Source organism: Halorubrum sp. GN11_10-6_MGM (genome assembly GCF_005435165.1).
GTDB lineage: Archaea > Halobacteriota > Halobacteria > Halobacteriales > Haloferacaceae > Halorubrum.
Genome location: NZ_SGUC01000003.1, coordinates 111,645 through 133,771 on the forward strand (window position 1 = coordinate 111,645; position 22,127 = coordinate 133,771).

General features: G+C 70.7%; 21 protein-coding genes and 1 pseudogene. 9 read left to right on the forward strand and 13 right to left on the reverse strand.

Annotated elements, in window-relative coordinates:
- Positions 1–33: 33 nt before the first annotated feature.
- The 3 genes from EXE46_RS02765 to EXE46_RS02775 all read right to left on the reverse strand — a co-directional run bounded on the left by EXE46_RS02765 (position 34) and on the right by EXE46_RS02775 (position 3,183).
- Complete coding sequence (locus tag EXE46_RS02765) at positions 34–981, reverse strand: electron transfer flavoprotein subunit alpha/FixB family protein (protein WP_137686968.1); 948 nt, start codon at positions 979–981, stop codon at positions 34–36.
- Positions 978–1,766, reverse strand: coding sequence for an electron transfer flavoprotein subunit beta/FixA family protein (locus EXE46_RS02770; protein ID WP_137686969.1), 789 nt, complete (start codon positions 1,764–1,766; stop codon positions 978–980). The genes EXE46_RS02765 and EXE46_RS02770 overlap by 4 nt, the downstream gene beginning before the upstream one ends.
- A gap of 121 nt (positions 1,767–1,887) precedes the next feature.
- Positions 1,888–3,183, reverse strand: coding sequence for a hypothetical protein (locus tag EXE46_RS02775; RefSeq protein ID WP_137686970.1), 1,296 nt, complete (start codon positions 3,181–3,183; stop codon positions 1,888–1,890).
- 188 nt (positions 3,184–3,371) lie between these two features.
- On the opposite strand from EXE46_RS02775, the gene EXE46_RS02780 reads away from it, so the two are divergent.
- Positions 3,372–4,757 carry a hypothetical protein gene (locus EXE46_RS02780; RefSeq protein ID WP_137686971.1) on the forward strand — a complete coding sequence of 462 codons (1,386 nt, stop codon included), beginning with the start codon at positions 3,372–3,374 and terminating at the stop codon, positions 4,755–4,757.
- Positions 4,758–4,855: 98 nt separating this feature from the next.
- Complete coding sequence (locus EXE46_RS02785; RefSeq protein ID WP_137687023.1) at positions 4,856–5,302, forward strand: type IV pilin; 447 nt, start codon at positions 4,856–4,858, stop codon at positions 5,300–5,302.
- Between the two features lie 59 nt (positions 5,303–5,361).
- Here EXE46_RS02785 and EXE46_RS02790 read toward each other — a convergent pair whose 3' ends face one another.
- Positions 5,362–6,051 (reverse strand): methyltransferase domain-containing protein, encoded by a 690-nt coding sequence (locus tag EXE46_RS02790; protein WP_137686972.1) that lies wholly within the window; start codon positions 6,049–6,051, stop codon positions 5,362–5,364.
- 122 nt (positions 6,052–6,173) lie between these two features.
- On the opposite strand from EXE46_RS02790, the gene EXE46_RS02795 reads away from it, so the two are divergent.
- Positions 6,174–7,055, forward strand: a complete 882-nt coding sequence (locus EXE46_RS02795; protein ID WP_137686973.1) for a DUF6663 family protein — start codon at positions 6,174–6,176, stop codon at positions 7,053–7,055.
- A gap of 24 nt (positions 7,056–7,079) precedes the next feature.
- On the opposite strand, the gene EXE46_RS02800 is transcribed toward EXE46_RS02795, so the two are convergent.
- The gene (locus tag EXE46_RS02800) at positions 7,080–8,054 is read right to left on the reverse strand and encodes a C-terminal binding protein (protein WP_137686974.1); all 975 of its coding nucleotides are present in this window, start codon (positions 8,052–8,054) and stop codon (positions 7,080–7,082) included.
- A 220-nt stretch (positions 8,055–8,274) separates the two neighbouring features.
- On the opposite strand from EXE46_RS02800, the gene EXE46_RS02805 reads away from it, so the two are divergent.
- Complete coding sequence (locus tag EXE46_RS02805) at positions 8,275–8,553, forward strand: hypothetical protein (RefSeq protein WP_137687024.1); 279 nt, start codon at positions 8,275–8,277, stop codon at positions 8,551–8,553.
- 91 nt (positions 8,554–8,644) lie between these two features.
- Here EXE46_RS02805 and EXE46_RS02810 read toward each other — a convergent pair whose 3' ends face one another.
- Positions 8,645–8,926 carry a helix-turn-helix domain-containing protein gene (locus EXE46_RS02810; protein WP_008443026.1) on the reverse strand — a complete coding sequence of 94 codons (282 nt, stop codon included), beginning with the start codon at positions 8,924–8,926 and terminating at the stop codon, positions 8,645–8,647.
- Between the two features lie 281 nt (positions 8,927–9,207).
- Here EXE46_RS02810 and EXE46_RS02815 point away from each other — a divergent pair, with 281 nt between their 5' ends.
- The 3 genes from EXE46_RS02815 (at position 9,208) to EXE46_RS02825 (ending at position 11,736) form a co-directional block, all read left to right on the forward strand.
- Positions 9,208–9,516 (forward strand): hypothetical protein, encoded by a 309-nt coding sequence (locus EXE46_RS02815; RefSeq protein ID WP_137686975.1) that lies wholly within the window; start codon positions 9,208–9,210, stop codon positions 9,514–9,516.
- A gap of 1 nt (position 9,517) precedes the next feature.
- Positions 9,518–11,338, forward strand: a complete 1,821-nt coding sequence (locus EXE46_RS02820; RefSeq protein ID WP_137686976.1) for a ribosome biogenesis/translation initiation ATPase RLI — start codon at positions 9,518–9,520, stop codon at positions 11,336–11,338.
- Between the two features lie 131 nt (positions 11,339–11,469).
- Complete coding sequence (locus tag EXE46_RS02825) at positions 11,470–11,736, forward strand: HAH_0734 family protein (RefSeq protein WP_137686977.1); 267 nt, start codon at positions 11,470–11,472, stop codon at positions 11,734–11,736.
- A gap of 27 nt (positions 11,737–11,763) precedes the next feature.
- Here EXE46_RS02825 and EXE46_RS02830 read toward each other — a convergent pair whose 3' ends face one another.
- From EXE46_RS02830 to EXE46_RS02840, 3 genes and pseudogenes are all read right to left on the reverse strand, one after another.
- Entirely contained in the window at positions 11,764–12,387 is a 624-nt protein-coding gene (locus EXE46_RS02830) for an L-threonylcarbamoyladenylate synthase (RefSeq protein ID WP_137686978.1), read from the reverse strand.
- 127 nt (positions 12,388–12,514) lie between these two features.
- The gene (locus EXE46_RS02835) at positions 12,515–13,024 is read right to left on the reverse strand and encodes a redoxin domain-containing protein (RefSeq protein ID WP_137686979.1); all 510 of its coding nucleotides are present in this window, start codon (positions 13,022–13,024) and stop codon (positions 12,515–12,517) included.
- Positions 13,025–13,139: 115 nt separating this feature from the next.
- A pseudogene (locus tag EXE46_RS02840) lies at positions 13,140–13,388 on the reverse strand (glutaredoxin family protein); the annotation flags it as partial.
- Positions 13,389–13,568: 180 nt separating this feature from the next.
- On the opposite strand from EXE46_RS02840, the gene EXE46_RS02845 reads away from it, so the two are divergent.
- The gene (locus EXE46_RS02845) at positions 13,569–14,999 is read left to right on the forward strand and encodes a hemolysin family protein (RefSeq protein WP_137686980.1); all 1,431 of its coding nucleotides are present in this window, start codon (positions 13,569–13,571) and stop codon (positions 14,997–14,999) included.
- Between the two features lie 14 nt (positions 15,000–15,013).
- Here EXE46_RS02845 and EXE46_RS02850 read toward each other — a convergent pair whose 3' ends face one another.
- Complete coding sequence (locus EXE46_RS02850) at positions 15,014–15,745, reverse strand: DUF5781 family protein (protein WP_137686981.1); 732 nt, start codon at positions 15,743–15,745, stop codon at positions 15,014–15,016.
- A gap of 136 nt (positions 15,746–15,881) precedes the next feature.
- Between EXE46_RS02850 and EXE46_RS02855 the strand changes: the two genes are divergently transcribed.
- On the forward strand, positions 15,882–16,967 hold the full coding sequence (locus EXE46_RS02855; protein ID WP_137686982.1) for a hypothetical protein: 1,086 nt from the start codon (positions 15,882–15,884) through the stop codon (positions 16,965–16,967).
- Between the two features lie 46 nt (positions 16,968–17,013).
- On the opposite strand, the gene EXE46_RS02860 is transcribed toward EXE46_RS02855, so the two are convergent.
- From EXE46_RS02860 to EXE46_RS02870, 3 genes are all read right to left on the reverse strand, one after another.
- The gene (locus EXE46_RS02860) at positions 17,014–17,733 is read right to left on the reverse strand and encodes a queuosine precursor transporter (RefSeq protein WP_137686983.1); all 720 of its coding nucleotides are present in this window, start codon (positions 17,731–17,733) and stop codon (positions 17,014–17,016) included.
- Entirely contained in the window at positions 17,726–17,941 is a 216-nt protein-coding gene (locus EXE46_RS02865) for a type II toxin-antitoxin system ParD family antitoxin (protein ID WP_137686984.1), read from the reverse strand. Before EXE46_RS02865 ends, EXE46_RS02860 begins: the two co-directional genes overlap by 8 nt.
- Before the next feature lie 160 nt (positions 17,942–18,101).
- Positions 18,102–22,124 carry a pentapeptide repeat-containing protein gene (locus tag EXE46_RS02870; protein WP_137686985.1) on the reverse strand — a complete coding sequence of 1,341 codons (4,023 nt, stop codon included), beginning with the start codon at positions 22,122–22,124 and terminating at the stop codon, positions 18,102–18,104.
- Positions 22,125–22,127: the final 3 nt, after the last annotated feature.

Genomic DNA, 22,127 nt, shown 5'->3' on the forward strand with positions numbered 1-22,127 from the left:
TCGCAGCCGCCGTCAGAGGACCCGTCGACGGGCTCAGGCGAACTCGTCGATGAGCTCGGGCACCACGTCGAAGAGGTCGCCGACGATCCCGTAGTCGGCGATGTCGAAGATCGGCGCGTTCGGATCGGTGTTGATCGCGACGATCGTGTCCGATCCCTTCATCCCGGCGACGTGCTGGACCGCACCGGAGATGCCGACCGCGATGTACACGTCCGGCGTGACGACCTTCCCCGACTGACCGACCTGTCGGTTCTTCGGTAGCCAGCCGTTGTCGACGATCGGCCGCGACGACGACAGCGTCGCGCCGAGCGCGTCCGCGAGATCCTCGACCAGTTCGAGGTTCTCCTCCTCCTCGATGCCGCGGCCGACCGAGACGAGCACGTCGGCGTCCGCGATGTCGACGTCGCCCCCGCCGACCTCTTCGAAGCCCGTGACGCGGGCGCCCGACTCGGGGATCTCGATCTCGGCGGTCTCGACGGTCGCGTCGCCGACACCCTCGGCGGGCGGCCACTCGCCGCCGCGGACCGTGAGGACGAACCGGTCGCCCGCCACGTCGACGGTTGTCTCGACCTTCGAGCCGTACATCTCGCGGGTGACGGTGAGCCCGTCGTCGTAGGCGATCCCGACCGCGTCGGTCACGATCGGCACGCCGAGTTCCTCGGCGAGCGCCGGGGCGTAGTCGAGGCCGTTGACGGAGTTCGGCGTGACGACCGCTCCGGCGTCGAGCCGGTCCGCGAGCGTCGAGACCGCCGCCTGGTACGCGTTGTGATCGAACTCCTCGCCGTCGGCGACGGCGTGGATCGCGTCGACGCCCTCCCGGTTCAGCTCCTCGGCGAACCGGTCGACGTCGCCCGCGACGACCGCCACGTGAAGGTCGGTGTCGCGCGCGTCGGCGAGCTCCCGACCGGCCGTGATCGCTTCGTACGACACCTCTCGAAGCTCCCCGCGGCGGTGTTCTGCGGCGACGAGCACGCTCATCACGCGCCCACCCCCTTATCCCGCAGGACCTCGGCAAGACGACTCGCGGACTCGCTCGCGTCGCCCTCGATGATCTCGGCGTCCGACTCGCTCTCCGGCTCGTACATCTCGGTGATCGTCAGCGCGCTCTCGACGTCGGCGGCCTCCAGCCCGAGGTCGGCCAGATCCTTCGCGGCGATCTCCTTGCGCTGCGCCTGTCGGATCCCGCGGAGGCTCGCGTACCGCGGCTCGTTGAGGCCGGTCTGGACCGTCAACACGGCCGGGAGGTCGACGTCGGTCAGCTCCTCGACGCCGCCCTCGAGCTCGCGGTGGACGTGCGCCACGCCCGCGTCCGCGTCGACGTCGAGGTCGTTGACGACCGCCGCGTGCTCGAAGCCGATCCGCTCTGCCAGCGCGACGCCGGTCGCGCCGAACCCGGTGTCCGCCGCCTGAACGCCGCCGAGGACGAGGTCTGGCGCCTCCTCGTCGACGACCGCCTCGAACAGGTCGACCTTCGAGGCGACGTCCGCGAACCCGCCGTCGAGCGCGTCGTCCCAGACGCGGACCGCTCGGTCCGCGCCCTTCGCGAGCGCCATCCGGATCGTCTCCTCGGCGCGCTCCGGGCCGACGGTGACGGTCACGACCTCGTCCGCGATCCCCGCCTCGGCGAGCTGGACGGCGGCCTCGACGGCGTAGTCGTCCCACTCGTTCAGGTCGTACTCGAGGTCGGACTCGGCGATGTCGGTCCCCTCGATCGCGAAGTCGTCGTCCGCCTCTGCGACCTCCTTGACGGTCACCAGAACTTTCATGATCGATACTCCGTCGCTCGCCCTGTAATGGTTTTCGGAACGGGCGAGGACGGACCAGCGGTTTCCGTTCGCCCCGGACGGTTACCGGTCCGGCAGCCGCCTTCGGTCGACGTCGATTTCGCTACTCGTCGGCGTCGCCGCGACCGTGCTCGTCATCGCCGTCCCCGTCCGCGTCGTCGGGCAGGGAGATGAGGTTCTCGCGGCCCAGTCGGAGCTTCTCGACGCGCTCCTCGTCGGCCATCGCCGAGAGCAGCTGCGACACCTTCGCGTCCGACCAGCCGGTCTCGGCGACGATGTCGGCCTGCCGCATCCGGCCGCCGTTCGCGTCGAGGAGCTGCTCGACGCGCTCCTCGTCCGAGAGCAGCGAGAGGTCCGGCTCGTCGCCGTCCGTCTCGTCACCCTCCTCGGCGCCGTCACCGGCGGCGTCGGATCTGGAGGGGGCGGCGGCGCTCGGGTCGCTTTCGGTGCCCCGATCGGCGCCGTTCGGCGACGATCCGTCGCCGTTCGTGTATACGTCGCCGTCTCCTCCGGAGTTGATCCGGCGGTACCCGACGACGCTCCCGGCGACGAGGGCCGCCGCAAGCACTATGGCGGCCATCAACATCGCCCACGGCGGACCGCCGACGCCCGCGGGGCCGTACACTATCACCACGGGCTCCCCCTCCTCGAACGTCTGGGGTCCCTCGACGATCACGTCGCCGTCAGAGAGCTGCGTCACGGCGCTGCTCGGCGTGCCGGTCACGGTGTATCCCTCCGGCGTCGCTACCTCCAGCGTCTGGGTCGATTCGAGGCTGCGGAGCCACGTCTCGTTGCCCGGCGTCGTCAACACGTCGCCGAGGACGAGGCTCTCGCCGTCCTGCGCGAGGAACGCCGTCCAAGTGAACCGCAGCCGGAGCTCGCCGACCGCGACAGCCTCCTCCCCGGCGACGTCGAACTCGCCCGGGTCCTCGTGGACGATGACCTCGCGGCCGACGTCTTCGATGGCCATCGACCGGTCGACGTTCCGGTTCGCCTCGCGGCGGAACCCCTCGAACAGCTCGGCGCTCGGGCCGACCTCACCGGCGCGGAAGCGGTCGCCGGCGGCCCTGAACGCCGCCGTCTCGTTCTCGTCCGCCAGCGAGTACCGCACCGAGACGGTCCAGTCGGCGCTGCGGTCGGGATTCAGCCCGATTCGGATCTGCGTCGCCGACGGCGACGTGACTCCGTCGCCCGTCTGTTGGCGAATCGCCGTCGAGACGTCCTCGATCGCGTCGCGGACCCGCGGGTCGTCGCCGACGGCCGACGCGTGGGCCGACGGGTCGTCCGCGGAGAGGGTGGAGGGGATCGTAGCCGCGCCGGCCGCCGCGCCGCCGGCGTTCGCGACCAGCGCGAACGCGACGAGGGCGATCAAGAGCGCGCGAAGGGCGGGGTTCCGCATACGTCTCGGGTCACTCGCGCGCCGGGCAAAACGCTTTCCATATGCTATTTTTTGACACGACGTCCGGCCGAATCTCCGCTCAGCCTCGCCCGCGGAATCGACGGGCAGGGCGGCGACGCCGTCGGGGCGACTCCGACGGCCGACCGCAGTGGGTGGATTTTTTGTATCGCGGGTCGAACCCGGAGACGATGAGAGCCCTCCCGATCGCCGTGGTCGCAGTGCTGCTGCTCGTGGCCCCGGTCGCCGGCGTCACCGCCCCGGGCGCCGTCTCCCCGTCTCCGGATGCCGTCTCCCCGTCTCCGGACGCCGTCTCCCCGTCCCCGGACCCGGTGCCGTCGGCCGATTCGATCGCTTCCACCGATTCCCACCCGTCTGCCGGTCAGGAGTCTGCCGGCAGTCCGACGCCGTCCTCGGAGTCGCCGTCGACCACCGCCGGGCAGACGACGCCGCAGATCGACGCGGCGAACCTCACGCTCCGAACGCTCTCGACGCCGCCCGGGGCGGAGACGCGCGTCAGCACGTACTCTCGCGGCCCCGACCTCGGTTCGTCGCTCGGGTTCGCGACCGCCGACACCGACGCCGCCGTCGAGACCGCCGCGGTCGTCGACCGGATCGAGCGCGCCGACCGGGGCGTCGAGCGACAACAGCAGATCCTCGCTGAGATCAACCGCGTCGAGCGCGCGGAGGTGGCGCTGAACAGCCGGCAGACGGACGCCTTCCGCGCGCACGCCGCCGGAGAGATCACCGACCGCCAGCTGGTCGACGAGCTCGTCCGCGTGGCCGCGACCGCCCGCGAGTACGACGAGCGGCTCGACGCGATAGACGAGCTCGCCGAGGCGACGGACGACTTCAGCTCCCCCGGCCGGCTCGACGAGCTTCAGGTGGCGCTTCAGGTGTACGAGGGACCGGTCCGAGATCACGCGCTCGCGCTCGCCCGCGGGCAGACCGGTTCGAACGCCATCTACGTCGAGTCGAGCCGAGGCGCGGTCGTACTGGCGACGATCGTCGACGGCGAGTACGTCCGCGAGGTGTTCCGCACCGACCGCTGGGACCGCGGCGGCGGCGACATCTCGAACGACGTCGCGATAGAGGCGACCGAGGCCGCCTACCCCGAGACGGCCGCGCTCCGCGAGCCCGACGCCTTCGGCGCGGGCGCCGTCCACCGGATCACTATCCCCCACGAGTTCGGCACCCTCCGGACGTTCGTCAGCGGCGGCACGGAGCAGGTGTTCGTCGAACACCAGCGGATCGACCTGTCGTCGTTCCCCGACAGCGACCCGGTCTCGGAGGCCGGGGACGGCTTCAACGTCACCGTCGAGCGGACCTACCCCGGCGGCCCGGTGACCGTCACCGTCCTCGACGAGGAGACCGGCGAACCGGTTCCGGACGTGACGGTCACCAAGTCCGTGGGCGACGGCGACAGTCAGGCGATCGGCGCGACGAACGACGCGGGGGTCGTCCGAACGCTCTCGCCGGCGGAGACGTACCGCATCACGGTCGTCGACGAGCCCCGGGTCGTCGTCGTCGGCGATATCGAGCCCCTCCCGGTCCCTCGGCCGGTCTTTTCGGTCTGACCGCGACGTCGGATTCGGATAGCCGGCGGACGCGACTTTTTCCCCGATGCCGCCGCAGCACCGCCGTGTCACCAGCCGTTCATCGCGCCGACCGAGGGATGGCGCCCGTCGCGGGCGTGCTGCTCATCGCGATCACGGTCGTGCTGGCCGGCGGCGTCGCGGCCGCCGCGCTCGGGCCGTCGAGCACGACGGTGCCGCCGTCGGCGGTGCTGTCGCTGTCGGCGACAGACGACCGGATCGCGATCGACCACCGCGGCGGCGACCCGATCGATGTCTCGACCGTGACGGTCCGCGTCAGCGTCGACGGCGAACCGCTCGACCGCCAGCCGCCGCTCCCGTTCTTCTCGGCTGCCGGGTTCCACCCCGGCCCCACCGGCGCGTTCAACGCCGCCGGCGACGACACGCTGCGCGCCGGCGAGACGGCGGCGTTCCGCGTCGCGGGAACCAACGACCCGACGCTCGAACCGGGCAGAACGGTCTCCGTCACGATCACCGCCGACGGAGGGCCGATCGCGTCGCTGGAGACGTCGGTCGGGTCGGGGTGAGAAACAGGGTCGGCCTCGGGCGCTGCTCGACCTCCGGGCCTTCGTCGATGTCGAAGCTACTACTCGGCGCCGGCCGCGGCCGGATCCGCGTCGCGGTCGGCCGACCGGGATCCGTCGTCGTCGTCCTCGCCGCCCGGGACCCGAGCGACGGTCGTGATGGCCCGCGGGCTCTGCGGGGTCGCCCGCTGGATGTGGTGTTCGAACTCCTCGTAGCCGGCCGCCTCGAACATCCGGTCGGCCTCGTCGGCGTCGTAGAACAGCATGATCGCGTCGGCCACCCGCTGGAGGATCGGGTTGTGCGGGTAGTCGGGCCCGACGACGAGCACCTGCCCGCCCGGCTTCGCGACGCGCCGGAGTTCGCGGAGCCCCTCGACGGGGTTCGGCCAGTACTCGATCGAGCCGGACGACCACACCACGTCGAAGCTGTCGTCGCGGAACGGGAGTCGCTCGGCGTCGCCGCGGTAGAAGTTCACGCGGTCGTGTTTCCCGAACTTCTCGAAGGCCTTCTCCATCTGGTGGACGCTCTGGTCGAGGCCGTGGACGTCGTCGGCGTGTTCGAGCAGTCCCTCGGTGCCGAACCCGGTGCCACAGCCCACGTCGAGCACCGTCGGGTCGTCGCCGAACTCCAGCCACGAGAGCGCCTCCGCGCGCATCTCCTCGTTCCAGTTGAAGCGGTTGATCCGGTCGTACACCTTCGAGAGGTACTTGTAGAAGAGCCGGGCGTTCGACTTGTCCTCGAGGATCCCCATTTACCGGTTCCTTGGACCGCCCGCCCCATAACGACACGGATCCGGGGACGGAGCCCGCCCCGCGTCCGCCCGAATCGGTCCGCTTCCGACCGGCTTTTCCGCCCGCCCGCCCACCGTGAGATATGGACCCGACGACGAGCGGCCGGTTCCGCGTTCACGACCGCCGCCGCCGACCGGACATCGACGACGGCGGGGACGCGGCCGATCCGGGCTCGGTCGCCCCCGACGCGAACGAGTCGGACGTGGCCGATCCGGACGCGACCGCCGCGGACGACGAACCCCCCGATGAGTTCGTCCTCGTCGAGCTCCCCGACGGACCGGTCGATCCGACCGACCCCGACGCCGCGGACCGGTACGACCCCCTCTACGCCACCGCCGAGGGGTACGAGGGCGACCTCGCGGACGCGGTCGACGCCCTCCGCCCCGGGTTCGTCGTCGACGCGACGCTGGCGTGGACCGACGGCTCCGCCCGCTTCCGCGACGTGGATGTCGTCCGCGAGACGCGGTTCCGCTTCGCGGACGACGTCGAGGGGATGTTCGAGGCGGCCGTCGACGCGTGGCAGCAGATCCGCGCGGCGGGCGAGCCGGTCGGTTCGATCACGACGCGGTCGAACGACGGCGACCCCAACGGCGCGCTGTACCTCTTCGCCGACGCGCCCGGCAGCGACGCGTTCGCGGAGCTTCGCGCGGGACGCCTCCCGATCGAACCGCTCGTCGCCCGCGTGAACGAGTCGCGGGGCGACGGCGACCCGCGGGAGGTGTTCGTGTTGCGCCCCGCGAACCACGAGTTCGTCGCCGTCTACGTCGTCTTCGACCGCGACGGCGTCCTCGCGCAGACCGTCCGCGACACCTACGACCTCGGGGCCGGGCTCGCGGCGGGGCTCGACGCGAGCTACCCGGGCGGCGGCGAGGGCGACGCGTCCGCCGCCGACGCCTCGGACGACTCGAACGGCGACGACCCCCTCGACGAGGACGACGACTTCGACGCGCTCGACCGCCTGTAGCTCGCCGTCGACGCGCTGGCGCGCTTACAGCCAGTCCGCCTCGGGATCGACCCGGCCGTCTGGCGTCTCGCCGTTGAGGACCGCCGCCACGTCGGCCGCGCCGCTCCGGTTCAACTCGTCTCTCGCCTCCTCGCTGTACCACGCCGCGTGCGGCGTGACGACCGTGTCGTCGCGCCCGACGAGCGGATCGTCCTCGGGCGGTTCCTCGGCGAACACGTCGAGGCCCGCCGCCTTGATCTCGTCCGCCTCCAGCGCGTCGAGCAGCGCGTCGGCGTCGACGACGGGGCCGCGGCTCACGTTGACGACGACCGAGTCCTCGCTCAGCCGTTCCAGCGCGTCCGCGTCGACGATCCCCCGCGTCGCGTCCGTGAGCGGCGCGTAGACGCCGACGTGGTCGGCGCGGTCGAACAGCTCCTCGAACTCGACCTTCTCGACGCCGTCGTCGGCCATCTCCTCGGCGTCGACGAACGGGTCGTACGCGACGAGGTCGGCGCCGAACCCGGAGAGCTGTTCGGCCGCCCGCCGCGCGATCGGTCCGTACGAGAGCAGCCCGATCGTCGACGCGCTCACGCGCCGGACCGGCGCGCCGGTCTCCCAGCTCCACTCGCCGGCGACGACCGAATCGTCGTACGGCTTCAGCGAGCGCAGACAGGCCAAAAGCAGCGTCACCGAGTGGGTCGCCACCTCGTCGGTGCAGTAGTCCGGGACGCGGGTGACGGTGACGCCGCGCTCCGCGGCCGCCGCCACGTCGACGTTGTCGACGCCGACCGCCGACCGGACGACGACCTCCAGATCCAGCGCGTCGAGCGCGTCCTCGGTGACCGGCGTGTTGATGTCCGTGACGAGCGCGTCGGCGCCGGCCGCCGCCTCGATCAGCCGCTCGGTCGACCCCAGATCCGCGACCTCGATCTCGACCGGTCCGTCGACCGCGTCGGTGAGGAACTCGCGATACGTCTCCGGGTCTATCATCGGGAACGCCGACAGCACGACTCTGGGCATACCTTCCGGTCCTTCCGCGATCCACTTGACGGCTGTCACTAACGCCGTCAGGCCCTCGTACGTCCGTTTCGATCGTGATAGTAGCGTTTCTCGCCGGGATCACGTCCCTCCGGTGCCCCGTTCCTCGCGGGCCTGTCCGCTCCGCGTGTCGCGTTCCGATGGCTCTTTGCGGCCGCCGGCCGTACGCCGACCCGTGAGCGAGGAGAGTTCGAAGCCCCCGATGCTGGTTCTCTTGGAGTCGCTGTCGTTCTACCGCAACGTTCGGATCGGGGCGGCGGTCGGCGCGCTGATCGCGGCGTCGCTGTACCTCGTCCGGACCTTCGAACTGCTCGGCCCGGTGATCGATACGCGCGATTACCCGCTGTTCGGCCCGGACGTCTGGTTCCTACTGCTCGCGTTCGTCCTAGCGGCGACGTCGGCGCTGTCCGTCGCGGTCGCGCTCACGATCGGGACGGCGATCCGCGGCGCGCGCGAGGGTGAGGCGGGGCGATCGGAGTAGCAGGCGGCGAGATAGGAGTAGCCGAGCGGCGTCGCTCGAAAGCCGACCCGAAACCCGAGAAGACCGATGCCGCTAGACCAGTGCCCGCGCGTCAGTCGGCCGTACAGGAGGCCTCGCCCTCGTCGGCGGTGAATTCCTGTGCCGGCTCCGTGAGCTTGTAGAGGTTCTGTCTGGCGTCCGCGAAGTAGACGTCCTCGTCGACGACGCCGATTCCTTCGAGCCGTTCGAGCGCGTACCGGACGGTCCTGGCCGACAGCATCGACTCTTGGACGATCCCCTTCTGGGTCAGCGGTCCGTTGTACTCGAGCACCTTGAAGACGAGTTTGGCGCTCGGCGGGAGGTCGTCGAGCCCCTCCGTCTGAGTTCCTTCCATCGTTACGATTCGAAACCGCACACGCTCATAAATGTTGATGGAGCATCCCCGCTGAAACGGCGTTCTCCGGACATTTCTGCCGGTTTTCGCACCACTAACCAGCAACAATGTCTGGTTTTTGCCTGCTAGACTGACCAGTCAGTCAGCGATTCGGCTCGCGCGCGCCTCGGCCGCGGCGGCGCTCGCCGGTCGACGCCGGAACGGGTCCGGGTCGCGTCGCCCTCGCCGCGGGCGGCGGCGGGAACGAACGGCTTTTCACGGGCGCTCGCGGATCCGAAGGCATGAGCGACGATTCGGGCCTGTCAGACCACGCGCGGGGCGTGGTCGTCACGACCATCTGCTGTCTCGCCGGTATCGCCGCCGGCGTCGTCTCGGCGGTCTACGTCGGCACCGACCCCGCCGCCGCCGCGAGCACGACCGCGGTGTTCGTGCTGGGAGCGTTCGTCATCGCGCAGTACCCGATCTTCAAGGCGGTCGGCGTCGGGGACCTCGGGATCAAGGACAACCTCTACGTGGCGTTTCTCACGTTCACCCTCTGGTTCATCAGCTACACGGTCCTGCTGACGTCGGCCGTCGACCTGGGGGTCTGAGATGGCCGACGACAGTATCGCGGTCGTGGACCTCGATCGGTGCCAGCCCGACCGCTGTAACTACGAGTGTATGAAGGACTGCCCGCCCAACCGGACGGGCAAGGAGTGTATCACGGAGCGCGGCGAGGACGCCGAGGAGGGCGACCCCGACCAGATACACATCTCCGAGGAGATCTGCCTGGGCGAGACCTGCGGCATCTGCGTCCAATCGTGCCCGTTCGACGCGATCGAGATCATCAACCTCCCCTCCGAGCTGGACGACGACCCGGTCCACCGCTACGGCGACAACGCCTTCTCGCTGTACGGCCTGCCGACGCCGGAGCCGGGCAGCGTCACCGGCATCCTCGGACCGAACGGGATCGGGAAGTCGACCGCCGTCCACGCGCTCGCCGGCGAGATGGTCCCGAACCTCGGCGACCACGCCGCCGACGGCGACTGGGAGCGCGTCCTCGACCGCTTCCGCGGCACCGGCCTGCAAAACTACCTCGAATCGCTGAAGGCGGGCGACGTGACGGTCGCGCGCAAGCCGCAGTACGTCGACCAGATCCCGAACCAGTTCGACGGCAACACCCGCGAGCTGTTGGAGCGGACCGACGAACGCGGCGCGCTCGACGACCTCGTCGACCGGCTCAACATCCGTCCGGTGATGGACCAGGACATCGACTCCATCTCCGGCGGCGAGCTCCAGCGCGTCGCGATCGCGGCGTGTCTCGCGCGCGACGCCGACTTCTACTTCCTCGACGAGATCACGCCGTACCTCGACATCGGGCAGCGGATGATCGTCGCCCGCCTCATCCGCGAGCTCGCGGACGACGACGCGGCCGACCGCTCGATGCTCGTCGTCGAACACGACCTCGCCATCCTCGACCTGCTGGCGGACACCCTCCACGTCGCGTACGGGGAGCCGGGCGCGTACGGTGTCATCACCGACCCGAAGTCGGTGCGGAAGGGGATCAACGAGTACCTGAAGGGGTACCTCGACAACGAGAACATGCGCATCCGTCCCTCCGCGATCACCTTCGAGGAGCACGCGCCGCGGGTCGCCTCCCGGAGCGAGACGCTGATCGAGTACCCCGACCTGCGGAAGTCGTACGGCGACGGCGAGTTCGAGCTCCGCGTCGAGGGCGGCGAGATCAACCGCTCCGAGGTGCTCGGCGTCGTCGGGCCAAACGGGATCGGGAAGTCGACCCTCGCGCAGCTGTTCACCGGCGACTTGGAGCCCGACGAGGGCGAGCTCGACTTCGCGCTCGACATCTCCTACAAGCCGCAGTACATCGACATCGACCAGCACATGCGGGTCGACGCGTTCCTCTCTTCGATCACCGACGAGTTCGGCTCCTCCTACTGGAACACCGAGATCGCCCAGCCCCTCCAGCTGGAGCGCGTGATGGAACAGAACCTCTCGGATCTCTCGGGCGGCGAGCGCCAGCGCGTCGCCATCGCGGCGTGTCTCTCCGACGACGCCGACCTCTACCTCCTCGACGAACCCTCCGCCCACCTCGACGTCGAGCAGCGCGTGCGGGCGACGACCGCGATCCGCCGGTACGCCGAGAACCACGACGCGACCGTGATGGTGATCGACCACGACATCTACATGATCGACCTGCTCGCCGACCGCCTGATGGTGTTCGACGGCGAGCCGGCCGAGCACGGGCGCGCGGCGCCGCCGCAGGACATGCGCGACGGCATGAACGAGTTCCTCGCCGACCTCGAGATCACGTTCCGCCGCGACGAGCGCACGGGCCGTCCGCGGATCAACAAGCCGGGCTCGCAGCTCGACAGCCAGCAGAAGCGCGACGGCGAGTACTACTACTCGGGCTGATCGGGGCCCGGATCGCTCTCCGCGCGTCGCGATCGTCGCTCCCTCGCACCCGGCGACCGCCGGGCCGACGCCGACGGCCCCCGATTCGCGGTATCGAAGCGATTAAGCCCAGAACACGCGAACCCGGGCACATGCACCACCTCATCATCCGCGGCGACCCCGACATCCGGAAGGACGCGGTGATCGAGCACGACGGCGAGGAGCTGGTCTGTTTCGGCATCAACGTCCAGGGCGGCTGGCACGGTCCCGACGAGCCGCAGCTCTGGTGTACCGTCGGCACCGAGGACGAGCGCGAGGCCTACGACAAACGCGAGTACGTCCCCCACTGGCTCGACGTCGAGACGGTCGACGCCGAGGACTTGGACGTGATCAAAGCGAAGGGCGAGCTCTCCGTTTAACTCCGCGGCCGGTCTTCTCGGGCCTGCCTACCCGTCTACTGGCGGGTCCGCCAGCCACGCCTCGATGGCGCCGGCCATCGCGCCGCGGCGGTGGATCGTCCCCGCCTCGGGGTCGACGACCGTGCTCTCGGTGCCGGGCGCGTCCCCGTCGTCGATCACGACGGCGACCCCGTCGCGGATCCGGTCGTCGAGGTCGGCGGGGTCGGTGACGCTACCGGTCCCGGAGACGTTGGCGCTCGTCGCGGTGAGGGGACCGGTCTCGGCGAGGAGCGCGCGCGCGAGGTCGTGGTCGGGAACCCGGATCCCGACGCGGTCGCGGCCGGCGGTGAGCGCGTCCGGCACGGCGTCGTCAGCCTCGACGACCACCGTCACCGGGCCCGGGAGGAACGCCCGCGCGAAGGCGACGGCGAGCTCCGTCGGCCGGGTGTACCGCAGCGCGTCGTCGACGCTCGCGACGCCGAGCGAGAGGGGGTTCGATCGGTCGCGGCCCTTCAGGTCGAAGACGCGCTCGACGGCGTCGGGGTCGAGCGCGTCGGCGCCGAGGCCGTACACCGTTTCGGTCGAGTAGACGACGAGGTCGCCGCGGTCGACGGCGGCGGCCGCCGCGCGCAGCTCGTCGGATCGGTCGGTCGGGCTCGTGTCGGCGGTCACGCGCGTCCGTTCGGCGCCGAGCTGAAAAAGGATGACGAGTGGGTGCGGCCGCCGCGCCGGCCGGTGCGTGTCGGCCGGCACGCGTCGGGCGACGGAGCCGTCGCGACAGCCGCGGAGCGGGGCGGCGTCAGTCGACGAGCTCCGCGACCGCGTCGCCGATCGCCTCGGCGTCCGGGAACTCGGGATGTTCGCTCGCGACCCACGCGTACTCGACCGTCCGGTCGGCGTCGAGGAGGAAGACGGCCGGCCGGCTCTCCGTGATTCCGGTCATCCCGTCGACGTCGTGCGCGAGGCCGTACTCCTCGACCACGTCCGCGCCCGGGTCGGAGAAGATCCGGACGCCGTCGCCGCGCTCGGCGAGCAGGCGCTTGTGCGCGTACGGCGTCGAGATCGAGAGGCCGAGGACGTCGACGTCGTCGCTCCACCCGTGGTCGTCGACCGTGTTGTAGAGGTACGTCCCCTGGAAGGTGCCGTCCATGGGGTGGAACAGCAGGAGCGTCGGGCCGTCGACCACGTCGTCGAGCGCGCGATCCTCCCAGTACTCCTCGTTCACGAGCGGGCGGGTGAAGTCGGGCGCGACCTCGCCCTCGGCGACGTGCTCCGTCTCGGGCAGGGAGACGACGTCGAAGTCGACCATCTCAGGCACCCCCCTCCGCGTCGACCGCGCGACCGCCGTCGGTCGCCGCGTCGTCGGTTGCGCGGCCCCCGTCGGTCGCCGCGTCGTCGGTTGCGCGGCCCCCATCGGTCGCCGCGTCGCCGTACGTCCCCTCGAGGTACTCGACGATGTTCGCGCTCTCGGACATCGTCACGCCCGTCTCGCGGTCGACGATCGCCGGGACGCTCCGGGCGCCGGAGACGCGCTTGACGACGTTGCGCTCGGAGTGCATCGGCTCGACGTACCGGGAGCGGTACTCCACGTCGAGCTCGTTCAGCGTCCGGACCACGCGCTCGCAGTACGGGCACGCCTGAAGCCGGTACAGGGTGATCTGTGGCTCACTCATGTCCCGCGATTCGCTCGCGAGACGGGTAATCGTGTCGGCGGCGGCACGCACGTCGAGGGCGGCCTCGTCTTCGGTGGCAGCCGCGTCGGGACGCCGCGCCCTCGACGGCATCCCGCCCCTCGTCGACGGGGCTCAGCGAAGGGAACCCTTTAATCGTGGGCCGACAGAAGGCAAACGAATATGGGCTTGTGGTCGAGCACGCTGACGGCCGGTCTCCTCCAGATACAGCCGCCCGGCGACACCGTCGTCGCCGGGCTCGGCGCGCTCACGATACTCGTGTTGATCGCGCTGTCGGCCTTCTTCTCCTCGTCGGAGATCGCGATGTTCTCGCTGCCGCAACACCGCATCGACAGCCTCGTCGAGGACGGGGTCCCGGGCTCGGAGACGGTGAAGGCGCTGAAGACGGACCCCCACCGCCTCCTTATCACAATCCTCGTCGGCAACAACATCGTCAACATCGCGATGTCGTCGATCTCCACCGGGCTGCTCGTCTACCTCGGCCTCGGACAGGGGCAGGCCGTCACGGTCGCCACCTTCGGGATCACGGCGCTCGTCCTGCTGTTCGGCGAGAGCGCGCCGAAGTCCTACGCCGTCGAGAACACCGAGTCGTGGGCGCTCCGCATCGCCCGCCCGCTGAAGCTCTCCGAGTACGTCCTCCTGCCGCTCGTCGTCCTGTTCGACTACCTGACCCGGGTCGTCAACAAGGTCACCGGCGGGCGCTCGGCGATCGAGTCGTCGTACGTCACCCGCGACGAGATCCAGGACATCATCGAGACGGGCGAGCGCGAGGGCGTCATCGACGAGGAGGAGCGCGAGATGCTCGACCGCATCTTCCGGTTCAACAACACCATCGCCAAGGAGGTGATGACGCCGCGGCTCGACGTCACCGCGGTCGCGAAGGAGGACACCGTCGAGGAGGCGATCGAGACGTGTATTCAGGCCGACCACGAGCGCGTCCCCGTCTACGAGGGGAACCTCGACAACATCGTCGGCGTCGTCACGGTGCGCGATTTGGTCCGCGAACTGCGCTACTCCGAGGGGACGCCCTCCTTAGAGCGGGTCGTCAAACCCACGCTCCACGTCCCCGAGTCGAAGAACGCCGACGAGCTGCTCGCGGAGATGCAGGAGAACCGCCTCCAGATGGTCACCGTCATCGACGAGTTCGGCACCACCGAGGGGATCATCACGCTGGAGGACATGGCGGAAGAGATCGTCGGCGAGATCCTCGAAGGCGACGAGTCCGCGCCCGTCGAGTTCGTCGACGACGACGTCGCGGTGGTTCAGGGGCAGGTCAACATCGACGAGGTGAACGAGATCCTTGGGATCGAACTCCCCGAGGGCGAGGAGTTCGAGACGCTCGCCGGCTTCGTGTTCAACCGCGCGGGCCGGCTCGTCGAGGAGGGCGAGGAGATCGAGTTCGACGGCGTCCGGATCCGCATCGAGCGCGTGGACAACACCCGCATCATGTCCGCCCGCGTGACCGTCCTCGACGGCGCCGCCGGCCCGGCGGACGACGCCAGCGCCCCGGTCGAGGCCGCCGACTCGACGGACGGGGGCGACGCCTCCGGAGCGAACGCCGAGGGCGAGGCGGCCAGAAACGACGCGGAGTAGACCCGCTCCGACTTTTAAACCGCGTAGGCGCGGGCGGCCGCCACGAGCGCCTTGCGGTAGTCGCTCTCCGAGGGGTCGTGGCCGAGGTCGAGGAATCTGTTTTTGAACGCGTCGACGTCGACGGCGTCGGTGTCGCTGCCGGCCGCGCGCGCGAGGTCGTAGATGCGGTGGTCGGGGCCGGCGATGTCGTGGCGCTCGACTAACGCGAGCGCGAACGCGGCGTTGACGGCCGTGATCTCGGGGTCGGCGCCCGCCGTCACCGGCGGCGAGCCGGTCCGCGACACGTCGGGACGGTCCGCGACGGCGGCCGCCAGCGTCGACTCCAGGAAGCCGAGGAGCTTGTCCGCGGGCGCCACCGAGAGCGTGATGTCGTCGGCGTAGATGTCCTTCATGTGGTTCGCGATCTGGTAGCAGTGCGCGAGCTTGCGGCGCTCGACCTTTTCGCCGGAGAGCCCGAGGTATAACGCCTCCTCCGTCGACTGGAGGTGCGAGGGGTGGCCCTCCTCGTACCGCGCCATGTGCGCGAGCTCGTGGACCGCCAGCTCGCGCGCCATCGCGCTCGTGGCGGCCCGCCGCGAGACGTTGAGGACGTGGTGGTCGTCGTAGTGGCCGGCCCAGGTCCGCTCGTCGGGGTCCTCGCGGACCACGACGCGGACCGGCGCCTCCACGGAGCGCTCGGTCTCGAAGAGGTCCGCGGCGCCGAGAAACGGGTCGGGGGGAACGTCCCCCTGAACGCGAAGATCCATGCGTACTGTTGGCACGGGTGCGGGCGATAAGTCTCTTGCGCTCGTGGAACCCCTCGCGCGCCGACGCGGCGGCGCGCGACCGTCTCGGTCGAGAGGCCGGCGTACGCTTTTGACTCTCCTCGCCGAACGTCGGCCTATGCGCATCTACGCGGCGTACGACGACGGACTCCGCATCGTCGACCCTGAAACGGGGGCCGTCGAGACGCGTCTCTCCGGCCAGCGGGTCGAGTGCCTCTCGGTCGCGCGCGTCGAGGGGGGCGGCGACGGCGCGGGCGGACCCGGAGACGGGGCTCCGCGCGTCCTCGCGGGGACGTTCGACGCGGGGCTGTTCCGCTCGGTCGACGGCGGCGAACGGTTCGCCCGCGCGGCCGCGACGACGCTCGGTCCCGAGGGGTCCGGCCCGGAGGCGGTGACCGCGGTCGCGACGAGCGCGCACGACCCCGCGGTCGTCTGGATCGGGACGGAGCCCTCGCGCGTCTATCGCTCCGCGGACGGGGGCGAGACGGCCGAGCGCGTCGGCGGCCTGACCGACCTCCCCTCGGCGTCGGAGTGGTCGTTCCCGCCGCGGCCGGACACCCACCACGTGCGGTGGATCGAGCCCTGTCCGGCCGACCCGGAGCGGTGGCTCCTCGGCATCGAGGCGGGCGCGCTCGTCGTGACGGCCGACGGCGGTGAGACGTGGACGGACCGCCCGCCGGGGTCCCGTCGCGACACCCACGCGATGGCGACGCACCCGGACGCCCCCGATCGCGCCTACGCCGCCGCCGGCGACGGCTTCGCCGAGAGCGACGACCGCGGCGACTCGTGGCGCGTCCGCGACGACGGCCTCGACCACGGCTACGTCTGGGGGCTCGCGGTCGATCCCGGCGACCCGGACACGGCGCTCGTCAGCGCGGCCGCGAGCGCGACGGCCGCCCACCGCCGCGGCGAGGCGCACCTGTACCGTTACCGTCGCGGCGAGGAGGGGTCGAAGGAGGCGCGGGAAGAGGAGGCGGAGACGAGGGCGGCGAGCGACCCCGGCGCGTTCGAGCGCCTCGACGACCGCGGCTTCCCGACCGGCGAGGGCACGTACCGAGCGGTGTTGGCGTCCGGTCGCTCCGCCGGGGAGGTCTGGGCGCTCTCGAACCGCGGACTGTTCGTCACGCGCGACGCCGGCGACGCCTTCGAGCGGGTTCGGGCCGATCTCCCCGACCGCGCGGCGCGGGCGCTGGCGGTCGCCTGAGCGGCGGGAGGGACGGAACGAACCGGGTCGGGCGCGGGCGCTCCGGTCAGTTCCGGACCGCGCCGACGACGAGGTAGACGACCGGCGTGTCGAGGAGGGCGATCGCGAGTTTGAGCAGGTACTGGCCGAGTCCGAGCGCGAGTAGCGCGGGCGGGTCGAACACCGGCCCGACGCCGAGCACGAGCGGCGCGGCGTAGAAGGCGACGCCGACGAAGATGACGGTGTCTACCGCCTGACTCGTTGCGGTCGAACCGATGTTGCGGAGCCACAGCTTCCCCTCGCCCGTCCGGTCGCGGATCGCGTGGAAGACGAACACGTCCCAGTTCTGGCTGACGACGTACGCCAGCAGGCTGCCCGCGACGATGTTCGCCGCCGGTCCGAGCGCCGTCTGGAAGGCGGCCGACACCTCGGGGTCCACCCCGGGCGCCGCGAGCGTCGACCACACCAGCGCCAGCACGAGGAAGTTCGCGAGGAACGCGACGTTGACGACGACCTGCGTCGCCCGCCGGCCGTACAGCTCCGCGTAGCAGTCGGACGCCAGGAACGTGAGCGCGTACGCGAGCGCGGCGCCCGGCAGCAGGATCTCTGGGCCGACCACGGGCAGCGCGACCGGGAGCGGCAGCGCGAGTACCTTCGCGGCCGTGAGCTGTGCGGTCGCGAGCGCGACGGTGAACAGCGTGATCAGCGCCACCGCACCGACGGCGGACCGGTCCAGCGGATCGGTTCGGAACGGTCCGTCTCGGCGGCCCGCGGTTCGACTACTCATCGGTCCCCTCTCCCGATCCGACCGCGGTCGACGGGCGGTCGTCGTCGAGTCGGTCGTGGCGGGCGTCGATCTCGTCGAGCAGGTCGAGGTTCTTCCGGATCGACGCGCGCACCGCGTCGCTGCGGTTCACGAACTTCCCGTCGTCGCCGACGTGTTCGTCGAGGTCGGCGAGCAGTTCCGCCGGGATCTCGACGCTTATCTTGGGCACGGCGTCACCACCCCGTTCCGCGGACGCGGTTCGCGCGGGCCGGTCCGTCTCGGGTCCGCTGCTGATATGCTCTCATGGTATTACCGAGAGCATATCGACGACATCCGAGTAAAAACGCGTCGTTCGGACGGCCGGCCGCCGTCTCACCACGCGCGCCGTCTCACCACGCGACCCGTCGGCCGAGGACGAACACGACGAGCGCGATCAGCAGCGCGCCGGTGAACGCCTCGAGGCTCGCCAGCCACCGCGCCGTCGACCCGCCCGGCGCGCCGTTGACGTATTCGAGCGTGATGAACGTCGCCGTGCTGAAGTATACGTTGCGACCGAGAACGGCGATTCCCTCCGGCGTCAGAAGCTGCGTGGCGCTTTCGAGGGTCCGCGCGCCGCCCCCGTCGACGCCGGTCGGCATCAGCGTGTACACGAGTCCCCACGCGAAGATGGCCGCGAGCGAGACGTACATCACCCGCCAGAGCCGTTCGCCGTATCCGCACGTCTGGTACAGGATGGTGTTACCGATCCACTTACCGACGGCGTTGAGACGAGTGCGCGGCGACACGTCGGCCATCGACCCGACGCTCCGCCCGACCGCGATGTACCCGTTCTTCTTCCGGCGGTACAGCATCTCCTTGATGAAAAACTCCGCGGCGGCCTTCCGGTCGCCGAAGTCGCTGGCGCAGTTCTTCGCCTTCAGGTACGTGTTCTCCAGCGTGGCCGGGTTCGTCACCGCTCCGTCGCCGTCCGCCGTTCGCTCGGCGCCGAACTCGTGGATGACCCAGTCGTTCTCGGCGAGGTGCGCCTTGTGCGAGGTGAAATCGAACCCGTCGAAATCCGTGTTGCAGAGCCGGAAGTAGTCGAACAGCTCCCGGTCGCAGTGCGCGTCGTCGAACGTGACCCGACCGATCTCGCTTTCGGTACAGTCGTAGAAGACGCTCCCCGTCTCCGGTTGGCCGAGTGTCCCCCCGGCGACCGTCGCGTCCGTGAGGTCGACGAGCGTCTCCGCCGGCCCGGCCGCGTCCCCGGCGGTCGCCGAGCCGCCGGCCTCGGACTCCGTCGACTCGCTCCCGCCGACCGTCTCGATCGGTCTCGGGCGGAACCGGACCGCCTCCGAGAAGATCGCCCCCGCGAACGACCCGCCGTCGCCGAACGTCGTCTTCGCGAAGTTGGCGTACCGGAACGACACCCCGTCGAAGTCGGCGTCGCCGGCGAACGTCGCGCTCTCGAAGCTCGCGTCGTCGTCGTGCCGGTTCCGACTCCCGTGGAACTCCGAGGCGACGAACGTCGCGTCGTCGTCGAAGCGGGCGTCCGCGAACGTGCTGTCCGCGTCGAACTCGACCTCGTCGAAGTGCGCGGTGTCGCCGAACGCCGCGCTGGAGAACTCCGCGCCGGCCTCGAACGCGGTCCGCGAGAACAGCGCCGACGACGCGAACTCCGTCCGCTGGAACAGCGCCGAGTCACTGAAGACCGCCTCGACGAAGATCGCGGTGTCGTCGAACTCGACGCCGCTGAAGTCGGCGTACCGGAACTCGGCGAGCTTGAAGTCGGCGGTGTCGCCGAACCGCGCCGCCTCGAAGTCGGCGTCGTCGATGGTGTGCGCGCCGCCGACGAACTCCGCGCCGCGGAACGAGGCGCCGGCGTCGAAGTCGGCGCTCGCGAAGCTGACGTCGCTGCCGAACCTGACCTCGTCCAGCGTCGCCTCGTCCTCGAAGGTCGTCTCGACGAAGCTGGACCGGTCGTCGTACCGCGTGTACGAGAGGTCGGCCGGTCCGCGGAACGTCGCCTCGTCCGCCGCTATCCGCCCGAACTCGGCGCCGGTGAACGTGGCCGAGCCGTCGACCGTCGCGGCCGCGAGCCCGAGGTCGTCGCACTCCGTCTCCCGGAAGTCGACGCTCCCGCCGAACGCGGCCCGGGCGAACGACGCGTCTTCCTCCTCGCTCGCGCCGCCCTCGAACTCCACGCCGAAGAAGGAGGCGTCACCCCCCACCGAGCAGTCGGCGAAGCGCGTATCGTCCTCGAAGGTGACCTCCGCGAACGCGGCCGCGCCGCCGAAGGTCCCGTCGGCGAACGACGACAGGTCGCGGAACGTGCTCTCCCGGAACGTCGCGTCGCCGTCGACCCGAAGCGATCGGAAGTTCGCGTATTCGAACTCGACGTGTTCGAAGCGCACGGTCGCCTCGAACGTCGCGCCCTCGAAGGTGACGTCGTCGTCCTCGACGTTGTCGCCGCCGTCGAACTCCGCCCCGTCGAACGACGCCGGGCCCTCGAAGACCGTTCCGTCGAACGCCGCGTCGTCGCGGAAGCGAGCCTCCTCGAACGTCGTCTCCCCGCGGAAGCGCCCGCCGGTGAACACCGCCGGTCGGCCGAATCTCGACTCGTGGAAGCAGGCGGCCGCGGCGAAGTCGACCCGGGTGAACCCGGCGTAGCGAAACTGCGCCCGCTCGAAGGAGGCCTCGGCGCCGAAGGAGGCCCCTCGGAACGTGACGTCGTCGGCTTCGACGTGGTCGCCGCCGTCGAACTCCGCCCCGTCGAACGACGCCGGCCCCTCGAACGCCGCGCCTCCAAAGGCGGCGTCGTCCCGGAACCGGGCCTCGTCGAACGCGACCGCGCCGCCGACGCTCACCCCGTCGAACACCGCGTCGTCGTCGAACACCGCCGAGGCGAACGTCGCGTCTCCGTCGACGGTCGCCCCGGTGAAGTCCGCGTAGCGAAACGCCGCGGCGTAGAAGTCCGCGTCGCCGCCGAACTCCGCGTCCCGGAACGTCGTGTCGTCGTCGTCGACGTTGTCGCGTCCCTGAAACTCGACCCCGCGCGCGGAGCAGTCGCCGGCGACGTCGACGTCCGCGAAGTTCGAGTCGCCCCCGAAGCGGCACTCGTCCAGCGTGAGGCGACCGAACTCGGCGCCGGTGAAGACGGCGTCGCCGCTCACGACCGCGTCGGCGAACGTCGCCGCCCCGACGGTCAGCGACGCGGCGTTCACGAACCGAGCGCGGACGCTCCGGAAGTCGGCCGTGCCCGCCACGGCCGCGCCCTCCAACGTGAGGTCGTCGTCCTCGACGTTGTCGCCGCCGTCGAACTCCGCGCCGACGAAGGCGAGGTCCGCGGCGGCGTCGACCCCGGAGAAGTCGGCGTCGCGCCGGAAGCGCGCCTCGGTGAACGTCGCGTCCGCCTCGAAGTCGGCGTCGGTGAAGGCGGCGTCGTCCTCGAAGGCGACGTCGCCGAAGCGGGCCGCCGCCTCGAACGCGGCCCCGGCGAACGTCCCGACGCCGAACGTCGCGTGGTCGAACGCCGCGACGCCGCCGAACGTCGCCCCCTCGAAGTCGGCGTCGTCGATGAGGACGTCGGCGTCGCCCTCGAAGGTGGCGCCGCGGAACGACGCTCGCTCTCGGAAGGCGGCGTCGGCGAACTCGGCGTCGCCGGTGAAGGTGACCTCGTCGAAGTCGGCGTCGCCCTCGAAGACGCAGTCGACGAAGTCCGCGTACCGGAACCGCCCCTTCCGGAATGAGACACCGGCTTCGAAGACGGCCCGCTCGAAGCAGGCGTCGTCGTCGACGAGGTTCGCGTCGCCCCGGAACTCTACCCCCTCGAACGCCGCGGTCGACTCGAAGACGGTGTCCCGGAGGCAGGTGTCCGCGTGAAAGCGAGTCTCCCTCGCCGTCACCGCTCCGAGGAAGCGGACGCCCTCGAAGTCGACGTCGTCTTCGAAGTTCGCGCCGCCGACGTCGAACGGTCCCTCGACCACCGCGTCGGCGAACGCGCACTCCCCGGCGAGGGTCGCGTCGTCCCAGTCGACCGCGGCCAACCGGGCGCCGCGGAGGTCTATCGGCGTCCGAACGGTGGCGGCGGTCAGCGAGAACGAGCCCGAGACGGTCGCGTGCCGGAGGTCGAGCGGATGGTTGTCGGCCGCGTCGATCGCGACGCGCTCTAAGTCGACGTCGCCGAGCGCCGCTCCCACTATCCGCTTCGCGTGCTCGCCCTCGCCGCGAGCGACCGTCGCGAGCGCCTCGGCGACCGCCCGTCCGTCGACGCCGCGTGCCGCACGTTCGTCGGGCGAGAGGTGGAACAGACAGCGGTCGGCGTCCCCGTGAGCGTCGCGGGGGCACGACCACGAATCCGCCAGATGGCTCGGTCGGTCGTGCGTCGACGACCACTCGTCGGGGTCGAACCGGAACGAGCAGGACTCCGTCACCGC